At 59.6% G+C, this 23,136-nt stretch carries 24 protein-coding genes; 13 read left to right on the forward strand and 11 right to left on the reverse strand.

What is annotated here, in order from left to right:
• The first annotated feature begins 6 nt into the window (after positions 1-6).
• Positions 7-1,044 carry a DNA polymerase III subunit delta gene (holA, locus tag ACODR6_RS10420; protein WP_489022479.1) on the forward strand — a complete coding sequence of 346 codons (1,038 nt, stop codon included), beginning with the start codon at positions 7-9 and terminating at the stop codon, positions 1,042-1,044.
• On the opposite strand, the gene ACODR6_RS10425 is transcribed toward holA, so the two are convergent.
• From ACODR6_RS10425 to hemE, 8 genes are all read right to left on the reverse strand, one after another.
• A complete protein-coding gene (locus ACODR6_RS10425) occupies positions 1,045-1,929 on the reverse strand; it encodes a ParB/RepB/Spo0J family partition protein (protein ID WP_489022480.1) in 885 nt (294 codons plus the stop codon).
• A gap of 21 nt (positions 1,930-1,950) precedes the next feature.
• Complete coding sequence (locus ACODR6_RS10430) at positions 1,951-2,745, reverse strand: ParA family protein (RefSeq protein ID WP_130282976.1); 795 nt, start codon at positions 2,743-2,745, stop codon at positions 1,951-1,953.
• Positions 2,746-2,764: 19 nt separating this feature from the next.
• On the reverse strand, positions 2,765-3,382 hold the full coding sequence (gene rsmG / locus ACODR6_RS10435; RefSeq protein ID WP_130282974.1) for a 16S rRNA (guanine(527)-N(7))-methyltransferase RsmG: 618 nt from the start codon (positions 3,380-3,382) through the stop codon (positions 2,765-2,767).
• Between the two features lie 22 nt (positions 3,383-3,404).
• Positions 3,405-5,264 (reverse strand): tRNA uridine-5-carboxymethylaminomethyl(34) synthesis enzyme MnmG, encoded by a 1,860-nt coding sequence (gene mnmG, locus ACODR6_RS10440; protein ID WP_489022481.1) that lies wholly within the window; start codon positions 5,262-5,264, stop codon positions 3,405-3,407.
• 74 nt (positions 5,265-5,338) lie between these two features.
• Complete coding sequence (gene mnmE, locus ACODR6_RS10445) at positions 5,339-6,643, reverse strand: tRNA uridine-5-carboxymethylaminomethyl(34) synthesis GTPase MnmE (protein ID WP_489022482.1); 1,305 nt, start codon at positions 6,641-6,643, stop codon at positions 5,339-5,341.
• A gap of 81 nt (positions 6,644-6,724) precedes the next feature.
• Complete coding sequence (rho, locus tag ACODR6_RS10450) at positions 6,725-7,990, reverse strand: transcription termination factor Rho (RefSeq protein ID WP_112718055.1); 1,266 nt, start codon at positions 7,988-7,990, stop codon at positions 6,725-6,727.
• A 197-nt stretch (positions 7,991-8,187) separates the two neighbouring features.
• Positions 8,188-8,724, reverse strand: a complete 537-nt coding sequence (gene hemJ / locus ACODR6_RS10455; protein ID WP_112718053.1) for a protoporphyrinogen oxidase HemJ — start codon at positions 8,722-8,724, stop codon at positions 8,188-8,190.
• Between the two features lie 2 nt (positions 8,725-8,726).
• Complete coding sequence (gene hemE / locus ACODR6_RS10460) at positions 8,727-9,761, reverse strand: uroporphyrinogen decarboxylase (protein WP_489022483.1); 1,035 nt, start codon at positions 9,759-9,761, stop codon at positions 8,727-8,729.
• A gap of 401 nt (positions 9,762-10,162) precedes the next feature.
• Between hemE and ACODR6_RS10465 the strand changes: the two genes are divergently transcribed.
• From ACODR6_RS10465 to dnaQ, 5 genes are read left to right on the forward strand one after another with little or no spacing between them, the layout of a single operon-like run.
• The gene (locus ACODR6_RS10465; protein WP_489022484.1) at positions 10,163-10,984 is read left to right on the forward strand and encodes a pyruvate, water dikinase regulatory protein; all 822 of its coding nucleotides are present in this window, start codon (positions 10,163-10,165) and stop codon (positions 10,982-10,984) included.
• 33 nt (positions 10,985-11,017) lie between these two features.
• Positions 11,018-11,617, forward strand: a complete 600-nt coding sequence (locus ACODR6_RS10470) for a Maf-like protein (protein ID WP_489022485.1) — start codon at positions 11,018-11,020, stop codon at positions 11,615-11,617.
• The gene (locus ACODR6_RS10475; protein ID WP_489022486.1) at positions 11,610-12,467 is read left to right on the forward strand and encodes a shikimate dehydrogenase; all 858 of its coding nucleotides are present in this window, start codon (positions 11,610-11,612) and stop codon (positions 12,465-12,467) included. Before ACODR6_RS10470 ends, ACODR6_RS10475 begins: the two co-directional genes overlap by 8 nt.
• On the forward strand, positions 12,467-13,078 hold the full coding sequence (gene coaE / locus ACODR6_RS10480; RefSeq protein ID WP_489022487.1) for a dephospho-CoA kinase: 612 nt from the start codon (positions 12,467-12,469) through the stop codon (positions 13,076-13,078). Before ACODR6_RS10475 ends, coaE begins: the two co-directional genes overlap by 1 nt.
• Positions 13,071-13,784, forward strand: coding sequence for a DNA polymerase III subunit epsilon (dnaQ, locus tag ACODR6_RS10485; RefSeq protein WP_489022488.1), 714 nt, complete (start codon positions 13,071-13,073; stop codon positions 13,782-13,784). Before coaE ends, dnaQ begins: the two co-directional genes overlap by 8 nt.
• Before the next feature lie 49 nt (positions 13,785-13,833).
• Here the strand turns inward: dnaQ and secB are convergent, their stop codons facing one another.
• Together secB and ACODR6_RS10495 are read right to left on the reverse strand one after the other, a co-directional pair.
• Entirely contained in the window at positions 13,834-14,310 is a 477-nt protein-coding gene (gene secB / locus ACODR6_RS10490; protein ID WP_112718039.1) for a protein-export chaperone SecB, read from the reverse strand.
• An 84-nt stretch (positions 14,311-14,394) separates the two neighbouring features.
• Positions 14,395-14,907, reverse strand: a complete 513-nt coding sequence (locus ACODR6_RS10495) for an FxsA family protein (RefSeq protein ID WP_112718037.1) — start codon at positions 14,905-14,907, stop codon at positions 14,395-14,397.
• Positions 14,908-15,010: 103 nt separating this feature from the next.
• Between ACODR6_RS10495 and ACODR6_RS10500 the strand changes: the two genes are divergently transcribed.
• From ACODR6_RS10500 to gyrB, 5 genes are all read left to right on the forward strand, one after another.
• Positions 15,011-15,715, forward strand: a complete 705-nt coding sequence (locus tag ACODR6_RS10500) for a Tim44/TimA family putative adaptor protein (protein ID WP_112718035.1) — start codon at positions 15,011-15,013, stop codon at positions 15,713-15,715.
• Complete coding sequence (gene mltA, locus ACODR6_RS10505) at positions 15,708-16,823, forward strand: murein transglycosylase A (RefSeq protein WP_489022489.1); 1,116 nt, start codon at positions 15,708-15,710, stop codon at positions 16,821-16,823. The genes ACODR6_RS10500 and mltA overlap by 8 nt, the downstream gene beginning before the upstream one ends.
• The gene (locus ACODR6_RS10510) at positions 16,823-17,383 is read left to right on the forward strand and encodes a Smr/MutS family protein (RefSeq protein ID WP_112718032.1); all 561 of its coding nucleotides are present in this window, start codon (positions 16,823-16,825) and stop codon (positions 17,381-17,383) included. Before mltA ends, ACODR6_RS10510 begins: the two co-directional genes overlap by 1 nt.
• On the forward strand, positions 17,380-17,760 hold the full coding sequence (locus tag ACODR6_RS10515) for a helix-turn-helix domain-containing protein (protein WP_413710590.1): 381 nt from the start codon (positions 17,380-17,382) through the stop codon (positions 17,758-17,760). The genes ACODR6_RS10510 and ACODR6_RS10515 overlap by 4 nt, the downstream gene beginning before the upstream one ends.
• Positions 17,761-17,894: 134 nt before the next feature.
• Positions 17,895-20,327, forward strand: coding sequence for a DNA topoisomerase (ATP-hydrolyzing) subunit B (gyrB, locus tag ACODR6_RS10520; RefSeq protein ID WP_489022490.1), 2,433 nt, complete (start codon positions 17,895-17,897; stop codon positions 20,325-20,327).
• A gap of 69 nt (positions 20,328-20,396) precedes the next feature.
• Here the strand turns inward: gyrB and ACODR6_RS10525 are convergent, their stop codons facing one another.
• The gene (locus tag ACODR6_RS10525; protein WP_489022491.1) at positions 20,397-20,990 is read right to left on the reverse strand and encodes a nitroreductase family protein; all 594 of its coding nucleotides are present in this window, start codon (positions 20,988-20,990) and stop codon (positions 20,397-20,399) included.
• Positions 20,991-21,158: 168 nt separating this feature from the next.
• Between ACODR6_RS10525 and ACODR6_RS10530 the strand changes: the two genes are divergently transcribed.
• Together ACODR6_RS10530 and ACODR6_RS10535 are read left to right on the forward strand one after the other, a co-directional pair.
• Complete coding sequence (locus ACODR6_RS10530) at positions 21,159-22,112, forward strand: glutathione S-transferase family protein (RefSeq protein WP_489022492.1); 954 nt, start codon at positions 21,159-21,161, stop codon at positions 22,110-22,112.
• 97 nt (positions 22,113-22,209) lie between these two features.
• On the forward strand, positions 22,210-23,052 hold the full coding sequence (locus tag ACODR6_RS10535; RefSeq protein ID WP_489022493.1) for a fumarylacetoacetate hydrolase family protein: 843 nt from the start codon (positions 22,210-22,212) through the stop codon (positions 23,050-23,052).
• Positions 23,053-23,136: the final 84 nt, after the last annotated feature.

Consider the following 23,136-nt stretch of genomic DNA (forward strand, 5'->3'; position numbering starts at 1 on the left):
AGGGCTGTGGCGGAAATCAAGTCGCATGAGTTCGAAGGCTTCCTTCAGCGCTCCGCCGCGGCCTACAGCCTCTTTGTGATCTATGGTCCCGACCGGGGGCTGGTTTCCGAGCGCGCCTCACAGATCGCCGCCAAGAGCGGCGTCGCGCTCGACGATCCCTTTTCGCTGATCAAGCTCGATATCGGCGACCTCCAGAAAGATCCCGGACGGTTGATGGACGAGGCAGGCTCGATCGGCCTGTTTGGCGGCGAAAAACTGATCTGGATCAGAGGCGCCGCTAATGAGAAGTATCTCGTAGATGCGCTTCAGTTGCTCGCCGCCAAGCCCCCCGAGGGAACATCGGTTATCGTCGAAGCCGGTGACCTCAAGAAGGGTTCGCTTCTGCGCAAGGTGGTGGAAGGCGCCCGTACGGTCGCGGTTATCCCATGCTATGCTGACGACGCGCGCGCCCTGAACGCGCTGATTGACAACGAACTGGCTGCGGAAGGATTGCGCATCACCCCCGCAGCACGCCAGGCACTGGTGGAATTGATCGGCGGTGACCGTATCGCCTCACGCAACGAGGTGCGCAAGCTCGCCCTTTATTGCCGTGGAATGGATACGATAGAAGAGCACCACGTCGATGAGATCATCGGCGACGCGAGCGCCATCTCGGTCGATGATGCCGTTGACGCGATCCTGAGCGGCAACACGACGACATTTCTGCATGCCATGCAGAAGATCACCGCCTCGAAGACGGCAATCTTCCTCGTCATCCAGGCATGTCTGAAACAGTTCCAGCTTCTGGATACGATGCGGACGGAAATGGATGAGAAGCGGCTGCAGGCCGGGCAAGTGATGCAGACCCTCGGCCGCCACCTGCATTTCAGGCGCAAGCCGATCATCGAGCAGGCATTGAGAACGTGGTCAGCGGAAGCAATCGCCCGCGAAACAAACCGTCTTCACGCAGCCATCCTGCAGACGCGCAAGCGTCAGAGCCTGGAAGACAGCATCGCCCTCCAGACCCTGCTATCGACAACGCTGCAATCCGGCCGCAAGGGCTGATCAGCGGCGTTCCAGAAGCCGGCAGATTTCTTCCAATTGTTCCAATGACTTATAGGCGATCTTGATCTGCCCGCCACTGGCCTTGTGATTGATCGTCACGTCGAGGCCAAGCGCGTCGGACAGCGTGCGTTCCAGCGCCAGCGTATCCGAATCTTTCTGATCCAGTCGTGGGCCGGAACTTTTGGGCTCCGACTGCGCCTTGATATCGTTCTGCGCCAGGCGCTCGGCATCGCGCACCGACATGCCCTTGGCGACAATCGTCTTCGCCAGCATCGCCGGATCCGAAGTCGACACCAGGGCGCGCGCATGGCCTGCCGAAAGGCTGCCAGCAGCAAGGAGATCGCGAACCTGATCGGGAAGCTTCAACAGCCGAAGCGAATTCGCAACATGGCTGCGGCTCTTACCAATGATTTCGCCGAGATCGTTCTGCGTATAGCCATACTCGGCGATCAGCTGCTCGTAGCCCAGCGCCTCTTCAAGCGGATTGAGATCGGAACGCTGGACGTTCTCGACAATGGCGATCTCCAGCGCCGTCTTGTCGTCGACATCGCGAACCAGAACCGGGATCTCGATCAGGCCAGCAAGCTGAGCGGCACGCCAGCGCCTTTCACCGGCGATGATCTCAAAGCGGCCTTCGCCGATCGTGCGAACGACGATCGGCTGAACGATGCCATGCTGGCGGATCGAACTCGCGAGGTCATGCAGCTCGGTGTCATCGAAGAAGCGGCGCGGGTTGCGCGGATTGCGGCTCACGAACTCGATCGGTACCTGGCGATCGGCGCTCACGCTCGGCTTCTCGCCCTCTACTGGAACCGGCTGATCCATCTCGCCGATCAGCGCAGCAAGTCCGCGCCCAAGGCGCCTCTTCGAAACATCGTCGTTCATGGTCTCAACTCACTTTACAATTCAAGCTGCGAGGCGCTGGCGTTCGCGCTGGATCACTTCCGACGCCAGCTGCAGATAGGCCTGACTGCCGGCGCACTTCAGATCGTAGAGAATGGCGGGCTTGCCGTAGGAGGGCGCTTCAGAAACGCGAACATTCCTCGGAATCAACGTATGGTAGACCTTCTCGCCGAGATGCGTCCTGACGTCGTTGACCACCTGCTGCGCCAGATTGTTTCGGGCATCAAACATTGTCAGCACGATACCCTGGATGTCCAACCTCGGATTAACCGTCCGGCGAACCTGATCGACGGTTTCGAGCAACTGGCTGAGACCTTCAAGCGCGAAGAATTCGCACTGCAGCGGCACAAGAACCGAGTGAGCAGCGGCCATCGCGTTCATCGTCAGCAGGTTGAACGACGGCGGGCAGTCCAAGATGATGTACGAGAACTCAAAGGCTTCCTCGCTCGCGAGAGCCTTCTTCAGCTTGAAGACGCGGTCGGACTGTTGCGCGATCTCCATCTCGATCCCGAGCAAATCCATGGTCGATGGCACGATGAAAAGATTGGGCACGGCAGTCTGCTGTGCGGTTTCCCGAACGCTCGCTTCGCCGACCAGCAGGTCGTAAGATGAGACCCGGCGATCCTTGCGATCGATACCAAGTCCTGTGCTGGCGTTGCCCTGCGGATCAAGATCGACGATCAGAACACGCTCACCGATCGCGGCAAGCGCAGTCGCCAGATTGATGGCCGTCGTCGTTTTGCCGACGCCGCCCTTCTGATTTGCTATGGTGATAATCCGGTTTCGCTCGCCAGCCATCATCGATGATCCAAAATCGTTAAACCAAGTGCCGGAGTTTGGAGATTTCGAGAATAACGGAATCTCTCTCGACGACACTGGTATGTTCTACCAGATCGAACTGCCAGCGGCCATGCGCTTTCTTAATCTCGGATCGGTAATCCCGGCCTTTATGGAAGAAAGCCTGGCATTTTTCATTCCGATCCATCCATGGCTTTGAGAATTCCAACAGTTTGTCTAGATCGGCTAGCGCACGGCCCGAGATGGCGTCACTGTCAGGCACTACCTTGTAGACATCCTCGATTCTGACTGCGTGGACAGAGCCGCGCGCATTGGTCTCGCGCAGCGCAAGCCGCAGAAACGAGGCCTTCTTGTTGTTGCTCTCGACAAGATGCACCCAACCATTGGCCTGCTCAGCCATCAGGATAGCGGTAATGACACCCGGAAAGCCGCCACCGCTACCCAAATCCACCCAGGTCTTCGCGCCGGGGCTCAGCTGGTAGATTTGGGCGCTATCGACGATGTGGCGGTCCCATGCATCGCTGAGTGTGGAGGGCGCCACCAGATTTATGGTCTTGGCCCACTTCTGGAAAAGTTGCAGAAAATGCTCGAGTCGCGCCTGTGTTTCACGTGAAACACTTTGACCGTTCAGCTTCATTCAAGGACTCTTTTCGCGTGTATTAGATAGCGCGTGCCATATCAGCGCGCCGCAGATGGACGAGCAATAACGATATGGCCGCTGGCGTCATACCGTCAATCTTCGCCGCTTGCGCAATGCTGTATGGCTCCGCGCGCTGCAGCTTCTGTTTCAACTCATTCGAAAGACCCGAAAGCTGCGAGTAGTCGAAATCCGCAGGGATCAGACGGTCTTCATCGCGTTTTATATCAGCAATATCAACAGCTTGCCGCTTCATATACACTGCATACGATGCCTCGATATCCATCGCCTCACCGATCCTGGCATCAAGCGTGGCAATGTCTGGCCAAATCTTCGCGATATCCGCCAGCCTGAAGTCCGGGTACGAAAGAAGCTCATAGGCCGTTCGGCGCTGCCCATCGAGATTAATCATGAGGCCGGCACGTCGCGCTTCGTTCGGCGTGGTGTCCAGCGATTGAAGCATCGCGCGCGCCGCATCGAGTTGCTCATTGTAAGCAGCGAACCGCTGCGCGCGTCCGCTGCTCACGCAGCCAATCTCCAACCCGATCGGCGTAAGTCGCACATCGGCATTGTCGGCACGAAGCGATAGCCGGTACTCCGCTCGGGAGGTGAACATCCGATAAGGCTCGGCGACGCCACGCGATGTCAGATCGTCGATCATCACGCCAATGTAGGAGTTCGTCCGACTCAGGACGAAAGGATCGGAACCACCTGCAAGGCGCGCTGCATTGAGGCCGGCGACGAGGCCCTGCGCCGCGGCTTCCTCATAACCGGTCGTTCCATTGATCTGACCGGCAAGAAACAGCCCCGATAAACGCTTGAGCTCCAGCGATGGTGTGAGCTCGCGCGGATCGACGTGATCGTACTCTATCGCATAGCCCGGCTGCAGGATCGACACCGCTTCAAGACCGGGGATTGTCCGGATGAACTCTTCCTGCACCTCGGCGGGGAGGGAGGTGGAAATGCCGTTCGGATAGATCGTATGATCATCCAGGCCTTCAGGCTCGAGGAAGATCTGGTGGCCGTCGCGCTCACCGAACTTGACGATCTTATCCTCGATCGACGGGCAATAGCGCGGCCCCACGCCTTCGATCTGGCCGGAATACATTGCGGAGCGGTTGAGATTATCGGCGATGATCTTGTGCGTCGCAGAGGTGGTCCGCGTCACGCCGCATTCGACCTGCGCATTGGTAATGCGATCTGTCATGAACGAGAAGGGGATCAACTCATCATCGGCGGCCTGCCGGCCGACGGACGCCCAGTCAATCGTGCGGCCATCAAGCCGAGCCGGCGTGCCGGTCTTCAGGCGGCCAAGCTTGATGCCGAGCCGCAGCAGCGTACCAGACAGGCCGACGGAAGGTTCCTCACCGACGCGTCCGGCTGGGATCTTCTTATCGCCGATATGGATAAGGCCGCGAAGAAATGTGCCCGTCGTCAGGACAACAGCGCGGCATTCCAGAATCCGGCTATCTTTCATAATGACGCCGGTAACAACGCCATCCTCAACCCTGAGATCAAAGGCATCGCCTTCAATGATATCGAGGTTCTCGATTGCTTCGATCTCGCGCAGCATAGCCTCGCGATAGAGTTTGCGGTCCGCCTGCGTCCGCGGGCCGCGGACCGCCGGGCCCTTCTTGCGATTGAGCATGCGGAACTGAATGCCGCCGGCGTCTGCAACACGGCCCATAAGGCCATCGAGCGCATCAACCTCGCGAACCAGATGTCCCTTACCAAGCCCGCCGATCGCGGGATTGCAAGACATCACGCCGATCGTATCCCGGCGATGGGTTACGAGCGCGGTCTTGGCGCCGAGACGGGCAGCAGCGCTTGCCGCTTCCGCGCCTGCATGGCCACCGCCAATGATGATGACATCGTACTTCATGCTCTCAGCATCCGATACTCGCCGCGTTTCACGTGAAACTCACGCACTTGCGGCCATCCAGTGTTTCACGTGAATCATTTGCCGATGCAGAACTCGGAGAAGATCACGTCAAGGAGATTCTCTACATCGACCCGGCCGGTGATCCTGCCAAGTGCATTCGCCGCGACCCGCAGCTCTTCGGCCCTTAGGTCAAGCTCGCCCGCGGACAGGGCAATCCCGATGGCTCGCAAACATTCCGCAAGCGAATCTTTATGTCTCAGCCGGCTCGGCAAAGCCAAGCTCTCGGGCCGCACCGTGCGAGCGATGCGATCGCCGATCAGCACCCTCAGCTCGTCCAGACCTTCGCCCGTCTGCACCGATATGGACACATCAAACGCATCTGACGCAACAGCAAGATCCGCCTTTGTCCCGATATTGACACGCGCATCGCCGCTAACAGCATGCTCCGCACCCAGGCCAGACGATTGGTCATGCAAATACAGCACCAAGTCCGCCTGGGCAACAAGGTTTTCGGCGCGGCGGATACCCTCACGCTCGACGCGTTCCTCTGTCTCGCGAAGTCCAGCCGTATCGTAAAGCTTCACCAGAAAGCCGCCGATATCGAGATCGACCTGGAGCACATCGCGGGTGGTGCCGGCTATGTCGGTAACGATGGCCACGTCGCGCTGGGCGAGGGCATTCATCAGCGACGACTTGCCGGCATTCGGCGCGCCGGCGATGACGACCTTGAAACCATCCCGGATGATCTCGCCGGCATCTGCATTTGCAAGATGCGCAGATATCTCGGACTTTAGGCGGTTGACCTCTGCCCATACCTGATCCGAAACCGAGCCGGGAACATCGTCCTCGTCAGCAAAGTCCAGTTCCGCCTCAATCAGCGCGCGGCAACGCGTCAATCGTTCCGCCCACGAATCGTATAGCTTGGAAAGGTGTCCTGAGCTGTGCTCCACGGCCAGGCGCCGCTGCATCTCGGTCTCGGCAGCAATCAGATCGGCCAAGCCTTCGATCTCAACGAGATCAAGCTTGCCGTTCTCGAATGCCCGGCGCGAGAACTCACCTTCTACGGCAAGACGCAGCCCGGGAATTTCGCTCAGGCACTGAAGCAGGCTTTGAACAACGGCGCGGCCGCCATGAATCTGCAGTTCGGCGCAGTCTTCACCGGTGAACGATGCGGGGCTCGGGAAAAATAGGATCAGACCCGAATCGATCGGGTCACCGTTCCGGTTTCGAATCGTTCGCAGGCTGGCCTGCCTCGGAGAGGGGAGGGTGCCGATCAGATGCTGAAGCGCTGCAGCCGTCGCCGGACCGCTGATGCGAACGACAGCGACGCCCGAGGGAAGGCCGCCACTCGACAGGGCATAGATCGTTTGTCGCGTCATCGCTTGCTCTCTCCGGCTCCCAAAATAACAAAGCCGGCCGCTAGATGCGACCGGCTTGTATGGATGAATCCGGCTAACGGATTAGGTGTTCATCGAGTCGAAGAAGTCAGGGTTGTTCTTCGTCTGCTTCAGCTTATCGATTAGGAACTCGATTGCATCGGTCGTGCCCATCGGCGCCAGGATGCGGCGGAGCACGAAGATCTTCTGGAGATCCTGGCGCGGCACCAGCAGGTCTTCCTTACGCGTGCCGGACTTGAGGATATCCATCGCCGGGAAGATACGCTTGTCGGCAACCTTGCGGTCGAGAACGATTTCCGAGTTGCCGGTACCCTTGAACTCTTCGAAAATGACTTCGTCCATACGGCTGCCGGTATCGATCAGCGCCGTTGCGATAATCGTCAGCGAGCCGCCTTCTTCGATGTTACGGGCGGCACCGAAGAAGCGCTTTGGGCGCTGCAGGGCGTTAGCGTCGACACCACCGGTCAGAACCTTACCAGAGGAAGGAACAACCGTGTTGTAGGCGCGGCCGAGGCGGGTGATGGAGTCGAGCAGGATGACGACATCGCGGCCATGTTCGACAAGGCGCTTAGCCTTCTCGATGACCATTTCGGCGACCTGGACGTGACGAACGGCCGGCTCATCGAAGGTGGACGAGATGACTTCGCCGCGCACCGAGCGCTGCATGTCCGTCACTTCTTCCGGACGCTCATCGATCAGGAGAACAATCAGGTAGCATTCCGGATGGTTTGCAGTGATCGAATGCGCGATGTTCTGCAAGAGAACCGTCTTACCGGTACGCGGCGGAGCAACGATCAGACCGCGCTGGCCCTTGCCGAGCGGGGCGACGAGATCGATGACGCGCGAAGACAGATCCTTCGAGGTCGGAATATCGAGCTCCATACGGAAGCGCTCGTTCGGATAAAGCGGCGTCAGGTTGTCGAAGTGAACCTTGTGACGGATCTTCTCCGGATCGTCGAAATTAATCGTGTTGACTTTGAGCAGCGCGAAGTAGCGCTCGCCTTCCTTCGGTCCGCGGATCGGACCTTCGACGGTATCGCCTGTCTTCAGCGAGAAGCGGCGGATCTGCGACGGGGAGATATAGATATCGTCAGGACCCGGCAGGTAGTTTGCGTTGGCAGAGCGCAGGAAGCCAAAACCGTCCTGCAGCACTTCGACGACGCCTTCGCCGATGATCTCGACGTCCTGGCTGGCGAGGACCTTCAGGATTGCAAACATCAATTCCTGTTTGCGCATTGTGCTTGCATTTTCGACCTCGAGCGATTCGGCAAACGCCAGAAGATCGGTCGGGGATTTACTCTTAAGTTCCTGAAGCTTCATTTCAGCCATGAAGTGACCATTACTCTGTATTTCAAAAGGGGGAAGGCTATGTCGGGTCGTATTCGGTGTTGCGAAAGGGCTCGCAGACGACTGAACTCAAAACACATGCCACGAAGATGAGATGCGCGGAAAATAGCGACTAAGATAAGGCGCCGCAAGGGGGCTGCTTAAAATGAAGCAAATTTAACCTCGGCTTCCGCCAGACCTCAAAAAGGCTTCACGACAACCAGAATGACGATCAGGATCATCAGCAGCGTCGGGGCTTCATTCATGAACCGCCAGTAGCGCGCCGAGCGGCGGTTGCGATCCGCCGCAAAGTCGCGAACGGCCCGGCTGAAGAACATGTGAACAGCCGTTAGCAGCACCACAAGCCCGATCTTGGCATGCAGCCAGCCGCCCTGGAAGCCATAGACGGACCAGGCGAGATAAAGCCCGAAGATCCAGGTCAGCATCATCGCCGGGTTCATGATGATCTTCAGAAGCCTGCTCTCCATCACCTTGAAGGTTTCCGACTGCTCTGAGCCGGGCTCTGCATCCGTGTGATAGATGAAAAGCCGCGGCATGTAGAACAGGCCGGCCATCCAGGAGATGACCGCAATGATGTGCAGCGCCTTGATCCAGAGATAGAGGTTCTCCGGGTTCCAGGCAAAGAGCCCGACAGCCAGAACGGCAAAGAAGGCGAGGGCGAAATGCGCGCGCCGACGTGCATAGGCTCCGGGCCGGGCTCCAGTCTGCTTTTCCATGCTCAACCTCGCGATCCGCGCACCCGCTCGACCAGCAGCCGCACATTCTCGGGATCCGCCTGCGGCGTGATGCCGTGACCGAGATTGAAGATCAGCGGCCCATTGCCGAGCTTCTCGAGGATTTCGTCGATGCCTTCCTCCAGCGCCCGGCCACCGGCGACAACGCGCATCGGATCGAGATTGCCCTGAACCGCGCCATCCTTCTGCAGCTCACGCGCAAATTCCAGCGGCACCGACCAATCGAGGCCGATCGCGTCCGCCCCGGTCTTCTGTCGGTAGTCCTTCAGGAGATAGCCCGCACCCTTGGCGAAAGCGATGATCTTGGCCTGCGGACGCTGTGCCCGGATCGAAGCGATCATGCGCGCGACGGGCTTCACGGCATAGGCCGCAAATTCCTTCTCGCCGAGAACACCGGCCCAGGAATCGAAAATCTGCACTGCATCGGCGCCGGCATCGATCTGCGCCACAAGGTAATCGGCCGAAACATCAGCAAGCAGCATCAACAGCTGCTCGAAGGCTTTCGGATGCTTGTAGGCGAACAGGCGGGCGGGTGCCTGATCAGGCGTACCCTTCCCAGCGATCATATAGGTCGCAACGGTCCAGGGAGCGCCACAGAAGCCGAGCAGCGTCGTTTCTGAGGGTAACTCAGCCCGCAGCCTCGAAACCGTCTCCAGCACCGGCTTGAGATAGGACACAATCTCCTCGTCATTGAGATTGGCAATCCCGGCCTCGTCGATCGGATCCATCTCAGGACCGTGGCCTTCCGTGAAACGCACGTTGCGCTTCATCGCGTCGGGAATGACCAGGATATCCGAGAACAGGATCGCTGCGTCGAAGCCATAACGGCGGATCGGCTGGAGCGTCACTTCCACGGCATGGTCAGGAGAATAACAGAGGTCGAGGAAACTTCCGGCCTTCTGGCGCGTTTGTCTGTACTCCGGCAGATATCGTCCTGCCTGTCTCATAAGCCAGATCGGAGGAGGGGAGAGAGTTTCACCGTCGAGAACTCTCATGATTTTCCGGCGCGTTTCGCTCAAGCGCTTCTTCCCTATCTAAAATCAAAGATATTTTAAAAGGTTTCTATTTCTTAGAGTCGGTGTCTATCAAGGATTAAAATCCATCCACGAACGATGCGATTTGTCGCGTTTGCTCGGACGGCGCGGAAAGAAATCAGCCATTTGGGCTATAACCTGTGGACCAAACGGAATCTCGAAACGAATCCAATCGCTTTAATGCTTCCGCTTTATCGCCCTTCTGTGGACAATCAGTGGACGAGTGTCTGGCTTCTCTTCATCATCCACATCCTCCACAAGCCGGCCTTTTCGCTGTCCGGAAAATTCCGAATGTGGATAAGCAGGCACGTTTTCCCTTGCCTCGAACCCCGCCGCTCCCTTAGCTCTTGGTCATCCAGTCTTATCAACAGGTGGCGGAAAATAACGTGGAGAACCGGACGAACTTCTTCCATCTGCATCTCATATCTGACTCAACAGGGGAGACTCTCATCTCGGCCGGGCGCGCGGCTTCGGCGCAGTTCAAATCAGCCCAGCCAATCGAGCACGTCTATCCGCTCATCCGAAATCGCAAGCAGTTGCTGCCAGTTCTCGATGCCATCGACCACGAGCCCGGCATCGTCCTCTATACGATTGTCGACCGCGAGCTCGCGACGCTGATCGACGAGCGTTGCGCCGAAATGGGTGTCGCCTCGGTCAATGTGCTCGAGCCCGTGATGGCCGCGTTCCAGATCTATCTTGGCGCGCCGTCGCGCCGCCGTGTCGGCGCGCAGCATGTGATGAATGCCGGATATTTCGCGCGTATCGAAGCGCTGAATTTCACCATGGATCATGACGACGGGCAGATGCCGGACGATTATAATGACGCCGATGTCGTTGTCGTCGGCATCAGCCGCACGTCGAAAACCCCCACCAGCATCTATCTCGCCAATCGTGGCATCAAGACCGCAAACATTCCGATCGTCTATGGCGTGCCACTGCCGGAAGCCGTCTTCTCGGCGACCAAGCCGCTGATCGTCTGTTTGATCGCGACGACCGATCGCATCTCCCAGGTCCGCGAGAATAGAGTGCTCGGTGCCACACCCGGTTTCGATCGGGGCGAGTATATCGACAGGGCCGCCATTTCCGAGGAGCTGAAATATGCCCGCTCGCTTTGCGCCAAGCACAACTGGCCGATCATCGATGTAACGCGCCGCTCGATCGAAGAGACGGCGGCGGCGATCGTTGCCCTTCGCCCGAAGCTGCGCTAATCGCATCCGATCTGTGAATTATCAGGGAACCCGATGACACCGACGCTGATCCTCGCTTCATCCAGCCCGTTCCGCCGCATGCTGATGCAGAATGCTGGCCTGACCTTCGAGGCGCATGCCGCCGAGATAGACGAACGGGCGATCGAAGCGCCGCTGGAGAAAAACGGTGCTTCGCCGGATGAAGTGGCGCTCGTTCTCGCCCGCGCCAAGGCGGATGAAGTCAGCGGCCGCTTTCCCGGCGCCCTGGTCATCGGTTCGGATCAGACCATGTCGCTGGGCGAGAAAGTGTTTCACAAGCCGAAGGATATGGCGGATGCCGCCAATCACCTGACGGAACTCAGCGGCAAAACACATCGGCTGAACAGCGCGATCGCCTTATGCCGCGATGGCGAGTTGCTGTGGGATCATGTCGCCCATGCGTCGCTGACGATGCGATCGTTGGGCGCGGACTTTATCGATCAACATCTTCAGCGGGTCGGAAACAAGGCCATGTCAAGCGTCGGCGCCTATCAGCTGGAGGGCGAGGGCATCCAGCTTTTCGAGAAGATCGACGGTGATTACTTCACGATCATTGGCCTTCCGCTGCTGCCGCTGCTCGCCAAATTGAGGGAATTGGGTGCCATTAATGGATGATTCACGTGAAACATTCGGTCCGAACGCGTTCGTCACGGGCTTTCCGGTCAAGCACTCGCGCTCGCCGCTGATCCATGGCCACTGGCTGAGAAGCCTCGGGTTGGCTGGTAGCTACCGCGCCCATGAGGTCGCGCCGGAACAGTTCGGCGCCTTCATCGCCGGCATCAAGGATGGCAGCTCCGGTTTCATCGGCGGCAATGTCACAATCCCGCACAAGGAACTCGCCTTTCAGCTGGCGGACCGGCCGGATGCGCTGTCGGAAGAACTTGGCGCTTCGAACACGCTCTGGCTGGAGGAGGGCAAGCTGCACGCCACCAATACCGATGGCCGCGGCTTCACAGCCAATCTCGACGAGCGTCATCCCGGTTGGGATCAGACGGACACGGCGGTGATCTTCGGCGCCGGCGGCGCCAGCCGCGCGGTCATCCAGGCGATCCGCGACCGCGGTCTGAAAAACATCCATGTCGTCAACCGCACCATCAGCCGGGCGCAGGAACTGGCTGATCGCTTCGGCCCGGCGGTCCATGCGCACCCGACCGATGCACTCGGCGAAGTCATGAAGGGCGCCGGCCTCTTCATCAATACGACGTCGCTTGGCATGGACGGCGAGGCGGCACCGCAGATGGATTTCTCGCCGCTGGCATCAAGCGCCGTCGTCACCGACATCGTCTATGTGCCGCTGCGCACCCCGATGCTGATCCAGGCAGAAGAGCAGGGCTTTGCGACGGTGGATGGTCTGGGCATGCTTTTGCATCAGGCTGTGCCCGGTTTTGCCAAGTGGTTCGGCAAGACGCCGGTTGTCGATGAAGCGCTCCGCGCCCTGATTATCGCTGACATGGAAAAGCATTGATGCTGAAGATCGGGCTGACGGGTTCCATCGGCATGGGAAAGTCGACGACGGCAAAGCTCTTTGCCGAAGCCGGCATTCCGGTCAACGATGCGGATGCCGTCGTGCATGATCTCTATGCAGGCGAAGCCGTGCCTGCTGTCGAAGCGGAGTTTCCGGGAAGCACCAAGAACGGCGCGGTCGATCGGGCAGAACTTGCTCGGCTTCTGTCAGCGCGGCCAGATGGCTTCAAGGCGCTCGAGGCCATCGTCCATCCGCTCGTGCGCCAGCGGGAAACGATGTTCCTGGAAAAACATCGGGCGGCCGGCGTCAGCATGGTGCTCCTCGATATCCCCCTACTCTTCGAGACCGGTGGCAACGCGCGCGTCGATTTAACCGTCGTCGTCAGCTGCGATCCACAGATTCAGAAGGCGAGGGTGCTTGCGCGTCCCGGCATGACGGACGAAAAATTCAATATGATTCTCTCGCGGCAAATGCCCGACGCCGAAAAGCGCGCGCGCGCCGATTACATCATCGATACCGGTCACGGCATCGAAGCGGCAAAGGCGAGAGTGAACGAGATCATTGCCGATATCAAAGACAGAATCGGCAAGGGAGACTTCCGGAATGCGTGAGATCATCTTCGATACGGAAACCACCGGCCTCGACAACCGTCTGGACCGCATCATCGAAATCGGCGGCATCGAGCTCAACAATCATTTCCCGACCGGCCGGACGCTCCATATCTATATCAATCCCGGCGACCAGAAGGTTCACCCGGATGCACTCGCCGTCCACGGCATCACCGACGAGTTCCTGAAGGACAAAAAACCCTTTGCCGACGTTGTCGAGGAGATCATCGAGTTCTTCGGTGACGCCAAGTGGATCGCCCATAACGCGACCTTCGACATGGGCTTCATCAATGCCGAGCTCGCCCGCCTCAGCATGCCGCCGATCCTGCCGGAGCGTGTCGTCGATACATTGTCGCTTGCACGGCGCAAGCATCCGATGGGGCCGAACTCGCTCGACGCGCTCTGCCGCCGCTATGGTATCGACAACTCGCACCGCACCAAGCACGGCGCACTTCTCGACTCCGAACTGCTGGCCGAGGTCTATATCGAGATGATCGGTGGGCGTCAGACGGCGCTCGGTCTCGGCGTCGCCGCATCGGCCGGTTCGGCAAATGATGCAGACGAAGCAGATGACGTAATCCTGACCGTTCTCGAAAGGCCGCGCCCGCTGGCGCCGCGCCTCAACACTGCGGAAGCCGAAGCGCATGATGCGCTGATTGCCAAGCTCGGCACCAAGGGCATCTGGTCGAAATACGATCGGCCAAACTAAAAATGCCCGGCTTTTGACCGGGCATTTTCATTCAATCAGCAAAATGTGATCAGTTCGTCTGAACCTTGGCGCGGGTCTGCTCTTCAGCAACGCGCTGAGCAAACATCTGCGCGAAATCGATCGGGTCGATCATCAGCGGCGGGAAGCCGCCGTTGCGCGTCACGTCAGCGATGATCTGGCGGGCAAACGGGAAGAGCATGCGCGGGCACTCGATGAAGAGAACCGGCAGCATGTGTTCCTGCGGGAAGCCGGCGATGCGGAAAACGCCGCCATAGACGAGCTCGGTGTGGAATACCGTCTTGTCGCCATCCTTGGCTTCGGCGTTCAGCGAGAGAACGACGTCGAAGTCGGTGTCGGACAGCGGGTTGGCATTGACGTTGACGCTGATATTGATCGCCGGCGCGGTCTCGCGGGCCTGCAGCGAACGCGGCGCGCCCGGGTTTTCGAAGGAAAGATCCTTCGTGTACTGAGCGAGAATGGTGAGGCTCGGGCTTACTGCGCCGGCGCCGTTGTTTTCATCAGCCATTGGGTTTTCCTCGAAAGGGCATTTTGATCGTGCCGCCATCTACCATTTCGAGGAAACGCTTACAACCCTGGGCGAAGGTCGCTTTCAGTCGCCGAGCCGCTTGCCGGACCACGGCGAGTTCTGGTTCGGCTCGCGCTTGAAATCGTCTTCGTCGAGGTCGACGACCTTGCCGCCAGCGGATGGATTGCGATTGCGGAAGTCAGGACCCGCGGATGCGGTAAAGCCGTTGCGGCCGCCGACGACCACGAACCTGCGGCTCACATATTTCCATGCGAGATCGCGAACGGCGGGAATGCAGATCAGGATCGCCAGGATATCCGAGATGAAACCGGGGATCATGAACAGTAGGCCGGCAATCACAAACATTGCCGGTTTCAACAATTCGCGGCCGGGAACCACGCCGGATTGTCCCTCTGCCGACATCTTCTGCAGGATGCCCAAGCCCTGCCGGCGCAGGATCGCCATGCCGATGACGACGCCGAGAACCACCAGTCCCAGCGTCGCCAAAACGCCGATCGCGCGGCCGACGATCACGAAGCCTGCTATCTCTGCCAGCGGCAAAAGCAGCATGAAACCGGGAAGCATTGTCAATCGCATCGTCTCTCCACCCGCAACCTGACGGGCTCCTATTTGAATCATCTGTCTATGCGGACTATATGGGAGTACAAATTTGGGATGTTAACGGCAATCGCGGGACAATATGAGTTCAAACGACTTCATCACGTTATTTTTCCTGGTAGCGGCAGTTCTGATCTTTTTCCAGCTGCGCAGCGTCCTTGGCCGCCGCACCGGAAACGAGAAGCCGCCACGTGATCTCTATACGCCGCGCGATGCGGCCGGCCCCGAACCGGCAGATGCCGGCAAGGTGGTGACGCTGCCGCGCCGCGACAGCAATGGCGAGGAGGAAGATCGCTTTGCTGCGATCGATGCCTTCGCTCCGGCTGGAACTGCGCTCAACGAATCGCTTCGCGAGCTCAACAAGGCGGATCCGTCCTTCACACCGAAGGAATTCCTGAACGGCGCCAAGATGGCCTATGAGATGATCGTCATGGCCTATGCCGATGGGGACCGGAAATCGCTGAAGAACCTGCTTTCGCGCGAAGTCTATGACGGCTTCGATGCAGCGATCGCCGATCGCGAGGCCAAGGGCGAAAAGGTGAAATCCACCTTCGTCGGCATCGACAAGGCGGAAATAACCCATGCGGAAGTGAAGGGCAGCGAGGCGCAGATCACGATCCGCATCATCAGCCAGCTAATTTCGGCGACCTACGACAAGGACGACAAGCTGATCGAAGGCGACGCCGAGAACGTTGCCGAGGTAAACGACCTCTGGACCTTCGCCCGCGACACGCGTTCGCGCGATCCGAACTGGAAACTTGTGGCAACCGAATCGGAACATGAGTGACGGTCAGGCAGATTTTACGCTGCACCCCATCAGCTTCGATGAATTGAAGGGCTGGAAGGATGATGATCCTTCCAGCCTTTTTGAAGTCATGGACGCCTGCCGCAAACATATCGCGGTCAAACCATACCGCACGGGATCGCTCAGGCTGACGGCGGCGGATCTCTCCGCGCTTCTCGATAAGGCACGAACCGCTGATATCGCGGACGGCGCCTCGGCGCGCCGTTTCTTCGAAGAAAACTGCCAGCCGTTTCTGATCCGCAAGAGCGACGGCAAGCCCGGCTTTGTCACCGCCTTCTATGAGCCCGAGATCGCGGTCTCAGCGGTGCCGGATGAAGTCTACCGCTTTCCCTTCTATCGCCGCCCGGAGGATCTGATCGATCTCGACGACAGCAATCGTCCCGCTGATATGGATCCCTATTATGCCTTCGGCCGATTGGCGGATGGCAATATCAGCGCCTATCCCGACCGGCAGATGATCGATGAAGGGTTTCTCGATGGCCGCGGCCTCGAGATCGCCTGGGCGAAATCCAAGGTTGATATCTTCTTCGTCCACGTCCAGGGTGCCGCGCGCCTGCGCTATCCCGATGGCACTATCGGCCGCATCACCTATGCCGCCAAGGCCGGCCATCCGTTCTCCGCGGTCGGCAAGCTCTTGATCGAGCGCGGCGAAATCGATCGCAGGCGGATCTCGATGCAGTCGATCCGCGCCTGGCTCAATGCCCATCCGGAGCAGGTGGATGAAGTCCTCTGGCATAATCGCTCCTACATTTTCTTCCGGGAAGCCGAGGTCGAGGGGATCGAAGCCGGACCGATCGCCGCTGCAAAGGTGCCGCTGCTTGCCGGCCGCTCATTGGCCGTCGACCGGCTGATCCATACGTTTGGCTTTCCCTTCTTCATCCGCTCGGAAAGCCTCACCCATCTCGATGACGGAAAGCCCTTCGCACGGCTGATGCTGGCGCTCGACACCGGCTCGGCAATCGTCGGCCCGGCCCGCGGCGACATCTTCACCGGCTCGGGCGATGAAGCCGGCGAACAGGCCGGAACGGTGCGCAACGATGCCGACTTCGTCATCCTGATCCCCAACGAAGCCGCGGAGAGATTTCTCTGATGGCCAAGGATCGCAAGCTCAGCACTGACGAACGCATTCTCTGGGGGAGGGTAGCCAAGAGCACCCGGCCGATGTCAGGCAAGGCTGAGGAACTGACGGAGCTCGACGCCTTCCTCGCCGCCGCCGAAGCGGAGATTGAAAAGGCCGAGCAGCAGCGCAAAGCTGCGCCAATCGCCGAACAGGCGCCGCAGGCACCGGCCGCAAAGAAAACGTCCGGCGTCCATCATCCGCTGGAGCGCCCGGTCAAGCGCAAGATCGCCAAGGGGCGCCTTGCGCTCGAGGCGCGCATCGACCTCCACGGCCTCGTCCAGAGCGAGGCGCATGTCATCCTTCTCGACTTCCTGATCCGTGCGCACGAACGCGGCATGCGCCATGTGCTCGTCATCACCGGCAAGGGCAGTTCGCTCGGCAGCGAAGGCGCCCTGAAGAGGGCGGTGCCGTTCTGGTTCTCCAAGCCGGAATTCCGCTATCTGATCTCATCCTATGAGACCGCCGCGCAGCATCATGGCGGCGAGGGTGCGCTTTACATCCGCCTGGCCCGGCGCGGAGAGCGCTCATGACCACGCCGTTCGGAGAAGCGGTGCGCAAATTGCGGGTGCGCAAGGGTGTCTCGCAAAAGCAGATGGCGGCGGCGCTGAATGTTTCCCCGGCCTATCTCTCGGCGCTTGAACATGGAAAGCGTGGCCTGCCGACATTCGATCTGCTGCAGCGGATCGCCGGATATTTCAACATCATCTGGGATGAAGCCGAGGAGCTCTTCCTGCTTGCCCGCTCTTCAGATCCGCGCGTGGTCATCGATACCGCGGGTTTGCCGCCCGAATACACGGCTTTTGCCAACCGCCTGGCAGGTCAAATCCGCAGCCTTGACGCGACTGTTTTGGCAGAGCTCACAGCCCTGCTTGAAAAAGGCAAAAAAGCGGACGGAAAAGCGTCATAATCCCCTGCTTTATGCCTGACTTCAGGGCTCCGGCATTGGGAATGGCGTGCAAAAACCCTATATTCCGGAATGAAAAACACCAGTGATTCGCAAGGGTCATTGCAGCTGTTACAACAGGGAAATTCAAAGACAGTATGACCGATACACCCGCGACGGAAAACGGCGTTACCGCCGAGTATGGCGCAGACTCCATCAAGGTCCTGAAGGGCCTCGATGCCGTCCGCAAGCGCCCCGGCATGTATATCGGCGATACCGACGACGGCTCCGGCCTGCATCACATGGTCTACGAAGTCGTCGACAACGCGATCGACGAAGCGCTGGCCGGTCATGCCGACCTCGTCACCGTCACGCTCAATCCCGACGGATCGGTCACGGTCACCGACAACGGCCGCGGCATCCCGACTGGCATGCATGACGAAGGCGTTTCGGCTGCCGAAGTCATCATGACCCAGCTCCATGCCGGCGGTAAGTTCGACCAGAATTCCTACAAGGTTTCCGGTGGTCTGCACGGCGTCGGCGTTTCTGTTGTCAACGCGCTCTCGGTTCAGCTGAAGCTCAAGATCCGCCAGAAGGGCAAGGTCCACGAGATGAGCTTCACCCATGGCGTGGCCGACGCGCCGCTTGCCGTGACCGGTGATGCGGGCGACGAGACGGGCACCGAGGTGACCTTCCTCGCAAGCCCCGAGACCTTCACCAAGACCGAATACGATTATCCGACGCTGGAACATCGCCTGCGCGAGCTGGCCTTCCTCAACTCGGGTGTGCGCATCATTCTCACCGACAAGCGCCATTCCGACGTCAAGCAGGAAGAGCTGCTCTATGACGGTGGTCTCGAGGCCTTCGTGCACTATCTCGACCGCGCCAAGAAGCCGCTGATCGAAAAGCCGATCTTCTTCCGCAACGAGAAGGATGGCATCACGGTCGAAGTGGCGATGTGGTGGAACGACAGCTACCACGAGAATGTCCTCTGCTTCACCAACAACATTCCGCAGCGCGATGGCGGCACCCATCTTGCCGGCTTCCGCGCGGCGCTCACCCGCCAGGTCACCGGCTATGCCGATAGCTCCGGCATTCTGAAGAAGGAAAAGGTCGCGCTGACCGGCGAAGACTGCCGCGAAGGCCTGACCGCCGTTCTCTCGGTAAAGGTGCCGGATCCGAAGTTCTCGTCGCAGACGAAGGACAAGCTGGTTTCGTCGGAAGTCCGACCGGTTGTCGAAAACCTCTCGAACGAGGCGCTCAGCATCTGGCTCGAAGAGCATCCGGCTGAATCCAAGGTTCTCGTCGGCAAGGTCGTCGAAGCCGCTGCAGCCCGTGAAGCTGCCCGCAAGGCACGCGAACTGACCCGCCGCAAGGGCGCCCTCGATATCGCCTCGCTGCCCGGCAAGCTGGCCGATTGCTCCGAGCGCGATCCGTCCAAGTCCGAAGTCTTCCTCGTCGAAGGTGACTCGGCAGGCGGTTCGGCAAAACAGGGCCGTTCGCGCGAAAACCAGGCGATCCTGCCGCTGCGAGGCAAGATCCTGAACGTCGAGCGTGCCCGTTTCGACAAGATGCTGTCTTCTGCGGAAATCGGCACGCTGATCACCGCGCTCGGCACCGGCATCGGCAAGGACGAATTTAACGCGGAAAAGCTGCGCTACCACAAGATCATCATCATGACGGACGCTGACGTCGACGGCGCCCATATTCGTACGCTGCTGCTGACCTTCTTCTTCCGCCAGATGCCGGAGCTGATCGAGCGCGGGCATCTCTACATCGCTCAGCCGCCGCTCTATAAGGTGGCACGCGGCAAGTCGGTGCAGTACGTCAAGAACGAAGGCGCTCTCGAAGAATACCTGATTGGCCAGGGCCTCGAAGATGCGGCCCTGAGGCTTGCCAGCGGTGAAGTTCGCGTCGGCCAGGATATGCGCGAAGTCATCTCGGACGCGCTACGCCTTCGCACGCTGATCGACGGTCTGCACTCCCGCTATAACCGCGCCGTCGTCGAACAGGCGGCGATTGCCGGTGCGCTGAATGCCGAGGCCGTCAGCGATCGCGCCCGCGCCGAGCAGCTGGCGTCCGACGTTGCCAAGCGTCTCGATATCATCGCCGAAGAAACCGAACGCGGCTGGGAAGGCGGCCTGACGAGCGAAGGCGGTCTTCGCCTCGAGCGCATGGTCCGCGGCGTTAAGGAAGTCGTTATCCTCGACATGGCTCTGATCGGCTCGCAGGACGCGCGCCACATCGATCAGATCTCGTCGCGCCTCAAGGAAATCTACGACGTTCCGCCGAAGCTCTCGCGCCGCGATGGCGATACCGAGATTGCCGGCCCGCGCGCTCTTCTGGACGCGATTTTCGCCAGCGGCCGCAAGGGCTTGACGATGCAGCGCTACAAGGGCCTTGGCGAAATGAATGCCGAACAGCTCTGGGAAACGACGCTCGATCCGAACGTCCGCTCGCTGCTGCAGGTCAAGGTCGCCGATGCGACCGATGCCGATGGTCTCTTCGCCCGCCTGATGGGCGATGAGGTCGAGCCGCGCCGCGAGTTCATCCAGGACAACGCGCTGAGCGTCGCAAACCTCGATATTTGATCGAATTCAAACAAGCAAAAGGCCGCGCAACGACAGCTGCGCGGCCTTTTTTGTTTCTACGCCAATGATTTAGTCGGCGATGAACTTGCCGTTGAAGGCGACTTCCGAGAGCGGCTTGCGCTGGCTCGGAAATTCCCGCGCCTGGTTGCGTTCGGAAAGCACGCTCTTGTCCGCCAGACGGCCGAATGCGATGCCGGCTTCGACGCGGTAGCCTTCCGGGATCTCGAAAGTCTTCATGATCTCGTCGTGTTTGATGCCGCCCATGCCATGCGCATAGAAGCCGGAAAGCCGCGCCTGCAGGGCGAAATAGCCCCAGGCCGTACCGGCATCGAAGGAATGCGTGTAGCTCTTCTTGCCTTCGGAGAACTCGCCGCTGAAGCCGCGGGAAACGACGAAGAGCAACGCTGAAGCATTCTTCGCCCATTCCCGATTGGCCTCGACCAGCAAACCAAGCAGCGTCTCGAAATGCTCGGAGCCCTTCAGCGCGTAGATGAAGCGCCAGGGCTGCTGGTTGGCGGAGGAGGGCGCCCAATGGGCGGCGTCGAGGATGGTCAGAAGCTGCTCTTCGCTGATGACTTCGCCGGTGAAGGCGCGCGGCGACCAGCGGTCGAGAAACATGGCATCGATCGGAAATTGGGATTCGCGGCTGTTGCTTGTGGTCATGGGTGGGGGCTCCTGTCCATTGTCGCCTACCGTCATATTTCCGGCCTCCACCCTTTGGCAAGCGCCGCGCTGAGCGAAGCGTGCACAGTCTGTTTCAAAATTCTGGGCCTCCCACGCGTGCGAATAAGCGGTAGCTAAGCGGCAACGTGACGATCAGGAGGCATGGCCGTGCTGGTAAATGGAAAATGGACCGAAGATTGGCAGCCGGTGCAGGCGACCGATGCGAAGGGCGGCTTTGTCCGCCAGACCTCGAGTTTCCGCAACTGGATCACGCCGGATGGCTCGGCCGGGCCGACCGGCGAGGCGGGCTTCAAGGCCGAGGCCGGGCGCTACCATCTTTACGTCGCCTATATCTGCCCCTGGGCATCGCGCACGCTGATGGGCCGGGCTCTCAAGGGGCTTGAGGATGTCATCACCGTTTCCGTCGTCGAACCGGCGCTGTCGCGACAGGGCTGGCAATTCGGTGACTATCCGGGCGCGACCGCCGACACCGTCAACGGCGCGACCTACATGCATGAAATCTATACGAAAGTTGCACCTGATTTCACCGGCCGCGCGACCGTTCCCGTTCTCTGGGACAAGCAGAAGCAGACGATCGTCAACAATGAATCCGCCGATATCCTGCGCATGCTCAATAGCGGTTTCGGCAATCTCGCCAGGAATGACGCCGATCTTTACCCGGCTGCCAAACGCGCGGAAATCGATGCGTTCAATGAGCGGATCTACCCGAACCTCAACAACGGCGTCTATCGCGCCGGCTTCGCGACGACGCAGATCGCCTATGAGGAAGCCTTCGCCGACGTCTTCAATTGCCTCGATTGGGTTGCCCCACAGCTCGAAGGACGATCATTCCTCTTCGCCGATCACCCGACCGAAGCCGATATCCGCCTGTTCGTGACCCTGGTACGCTTCGATGCCGCCTATCATGGTCTCTTCAAATGCAATCTGCGCCGTGTTTCGGATTATCCCGCTTTGAAGGCGTTCTGCCGCCGCATGCTGGATTGGCCGGGCGTGGCGGCGACTGTGAACATCGACCATATCAAGCGCGGCTATTACTCGATCGAGAAGCTCAATCCGACGCGGATCGTTCCTGTTGGTCCCGATCTCACGGAGATTTTTTAAGCGCGCCGTACCGCTTCACTGAAAACCCGTAATGACAGTGCGGGTTAACTGGGTCATAGGTGCCTTCCCACTGCTTTTCGATGAGGAGGACACCCCCATGAAACTGATGCGTGTTGGCGAAGCCGGCAGCGAAAAGCCTGCAATTCTCGATGCCGATGGCAAGATCCGCGACCTCTCGGCGCATGTTGCGGATATCGGCGGCGCTGCGATTTCGCCGGATGGCCTGAAGAAGATCGCGGCACTCGACCCCAAGAGCCTGCCCGAACTCGCGCCGGGCCGCATCGGCGCCTGCGTTGCCGGCACCGGCAAGTTCATCTGCATCGGCCTGAACTATTCGGACCACGCTGCCGAAACCGGCGCAACGGTTCCTCCGGAGCCGATCATCTTCATGAAAGCCACCTCGGCGATCGTCGGCCCGAACGACAACGTCATCATCCCACGCGGTTCTGAAAAGACCGATTGGGAAGTCGAGCTCGCTGTTGTCATCGGCAAGACGGCAAAATACGTGTCGGAAACCGAAGCCCTTGATTATGTTGCGGGTTACTGCGTCTGCGACGACGTCTCCGAGCGAGCTTTCCAGACCGAGCGCTCCGGCCAGTGGACCAAGGGCAAGTCCTGCGACACCTTCGGCCCGATCGGCCCCTGGCTGGTCACCAAGGATGAAATCCCCGACCCGCAGAACCTCGGCATGTGGCTGACCGTCAATGGCCAGAAGATGCAGGACGGCTCCTCGAAGACCATGGTCTATGGAGTGGCTTTCCTGGTTTCCTACCTCAGCCAGTTCATGTCGCTGCATCCGGGCGACGTGATCTCGACCGGCACGCCTCCTGGTGTCGGCATGGGCCAGAAGCCGCCGCGCTATCTGAAAGCCGGCGATGTCGTCGAACTCGGCATCGAGGGCCTCGGCAGCCAGAAGCAGACATTCGTCGCCGATCGTTGAACAGCGGTCTCTTAACGATTGAAGAGCATCATGATGCCGGGGATGTGATGCCCCGGCATTTTCTTTTGCAGTGCGGATACCTAT

It is taken from the genome of Rhizobium sp. FG96 (assembly GCF_057808655.1).

Excerpts from the sequence above, each read along its gene's own strand:
- ACODR6_RS10425 (WP_489022480.1), bottom strand. The coding sequence starts at position 1,929 with ATGAACGACGATGTTTCGAAGAGGCGCCTTGGGCGCGGACTTGCTGCG.
- ACODR6_RS10430 (WP_130282976.1), bottom strand. The coding sequence starts at position 2,745 with ATGGCTGGCGAGCGAAACCGGATTATCACCATAGCAAATCAGAAGGGC.
- rsmG (WP_130282974.1), bottom strand. The coding sequence starts at position 3,382 with ATGAAGCTGAACGGTCAAAGTGTTTCACGTGAAACACAGGCGCGACTC.
- mnmG (WP_489022481.1), bottom strand. The coding sequence starts at position 5,264 with ATGAAGTACGATGTCATCATCATTGGCGGTGGCCATGCAGGCGCGGAA.
- mnmE (WP_489022482.1), bottom strand. The coding sequence starts at position 6,643 with ATGACGCGACAAACGATCTATGCCCTGTCGAGTGGCGGCCTTCCCTCG.
- rho (WP_112718055.1), bottom strand. The coding sequence starts at position 7,990 with ATGGCTGAAATGAAGCTTCAGGAACTTAAGAGTAAATCCCCGACCGAT.
- hemJ (WP_112718053.1), bottom strand. The coding sequence starts at position 8,724 with ATGGAAAAGCAGACTGGAGCCCGGCCCGGAGCCTATGCACGTCGGCGC.
- ACODR6_RS10470 (WP_489022485.1), top strand. The coding sequence starts at position 11,018 with ATGACACCGACGCTGATCCTCGCTTCATCCAGCCCGTTCCGCCGCATG.
- ACODR6_RS10475 (WP_489022486.1), top strand. The coding sequence starts at position 11,610 with ATGGATGATTCACGTGAAACATTCGGTCCGAACGCGTTCGTCACGGGC.
- coaE (WP_489022487.1), top strand. The coding sequence starts at position 12,467 with ATGCTGAAGATCGGGCTGACGGGTTCCATCGGCATGGGAAAGTCGACG.
- dnaQ (WP_489022488.1), top strand. The coding sequence starts at position 13,071 with ATGCGTGAGATCATCTTCGATACGGAAACCACCGGCCTCGACAACCGT.
- secB (WP_112718039.1), bottom strand. The coding sequence starts at position 14,310 with ATGGCTGATGAAAACAACGGCGCCGGCGCAGTAAGCCCGAGCCTCACC.
- ACODR6_RS10495 (WP_112718037.1), bottom strand. The coding sequence starts at position 14,907 with ATGCGATTGACAATGCTTCCCGGTTTCATGCTGCTTTTGCCGCTGGCA.
- ACODR6_RS10500 (WP_112718035.1), top strand. The coding sequence starts at position 15,011 with ATGAGTTCAAACGACTTCATCACGTTATTTTTCCTGGTAGCGGCAGTT.
- mltA (WP_489022489.1), top strand. The coding sequence starts at position 15,708 with ATGAGTGACGGTCAGGCAGATTTTACGCTGCACCCCATCAGCTTCGAT.
- ACODR6_RS10510 (WP_112718032.1), top strand. The coding sequence starts at position 16,823 with ATGGCCAAGGATCGCAAGCTCAGCACTGACGAACGCATTCTCTGGGGG.
- ACODR6_RS10515 (WP_413710590.1), top strand. The coding sequence starts at position 17,380 with ATGACCACGCCGTTCGGAGAAGCGGTGCGCAAATTGCGGGTGCGCAAG.
- gyrB (WP_489022490.1), top strand. The coding sequence starts at position 17,895 with ATGACCGATACACCCGCGACGGAAAACGGCGTTACCGCCGAGTATGGC.
- ACODR6_RS10525 (WP_489022491.1), bottom strand. The coding sequence starts at position 20,990 with ATGACCACAAGCAACAGCCGCGAATCCCAATTTCCGATCGATGCCATG.
- ACODR6_RS10535 (WP_489022493.1), top strand. The coding sequence starts at position 22,210 with ATGAAACTGATGCGTGTTGGCGAAGCCGGCAGCGAAAAGCCTGCAATT.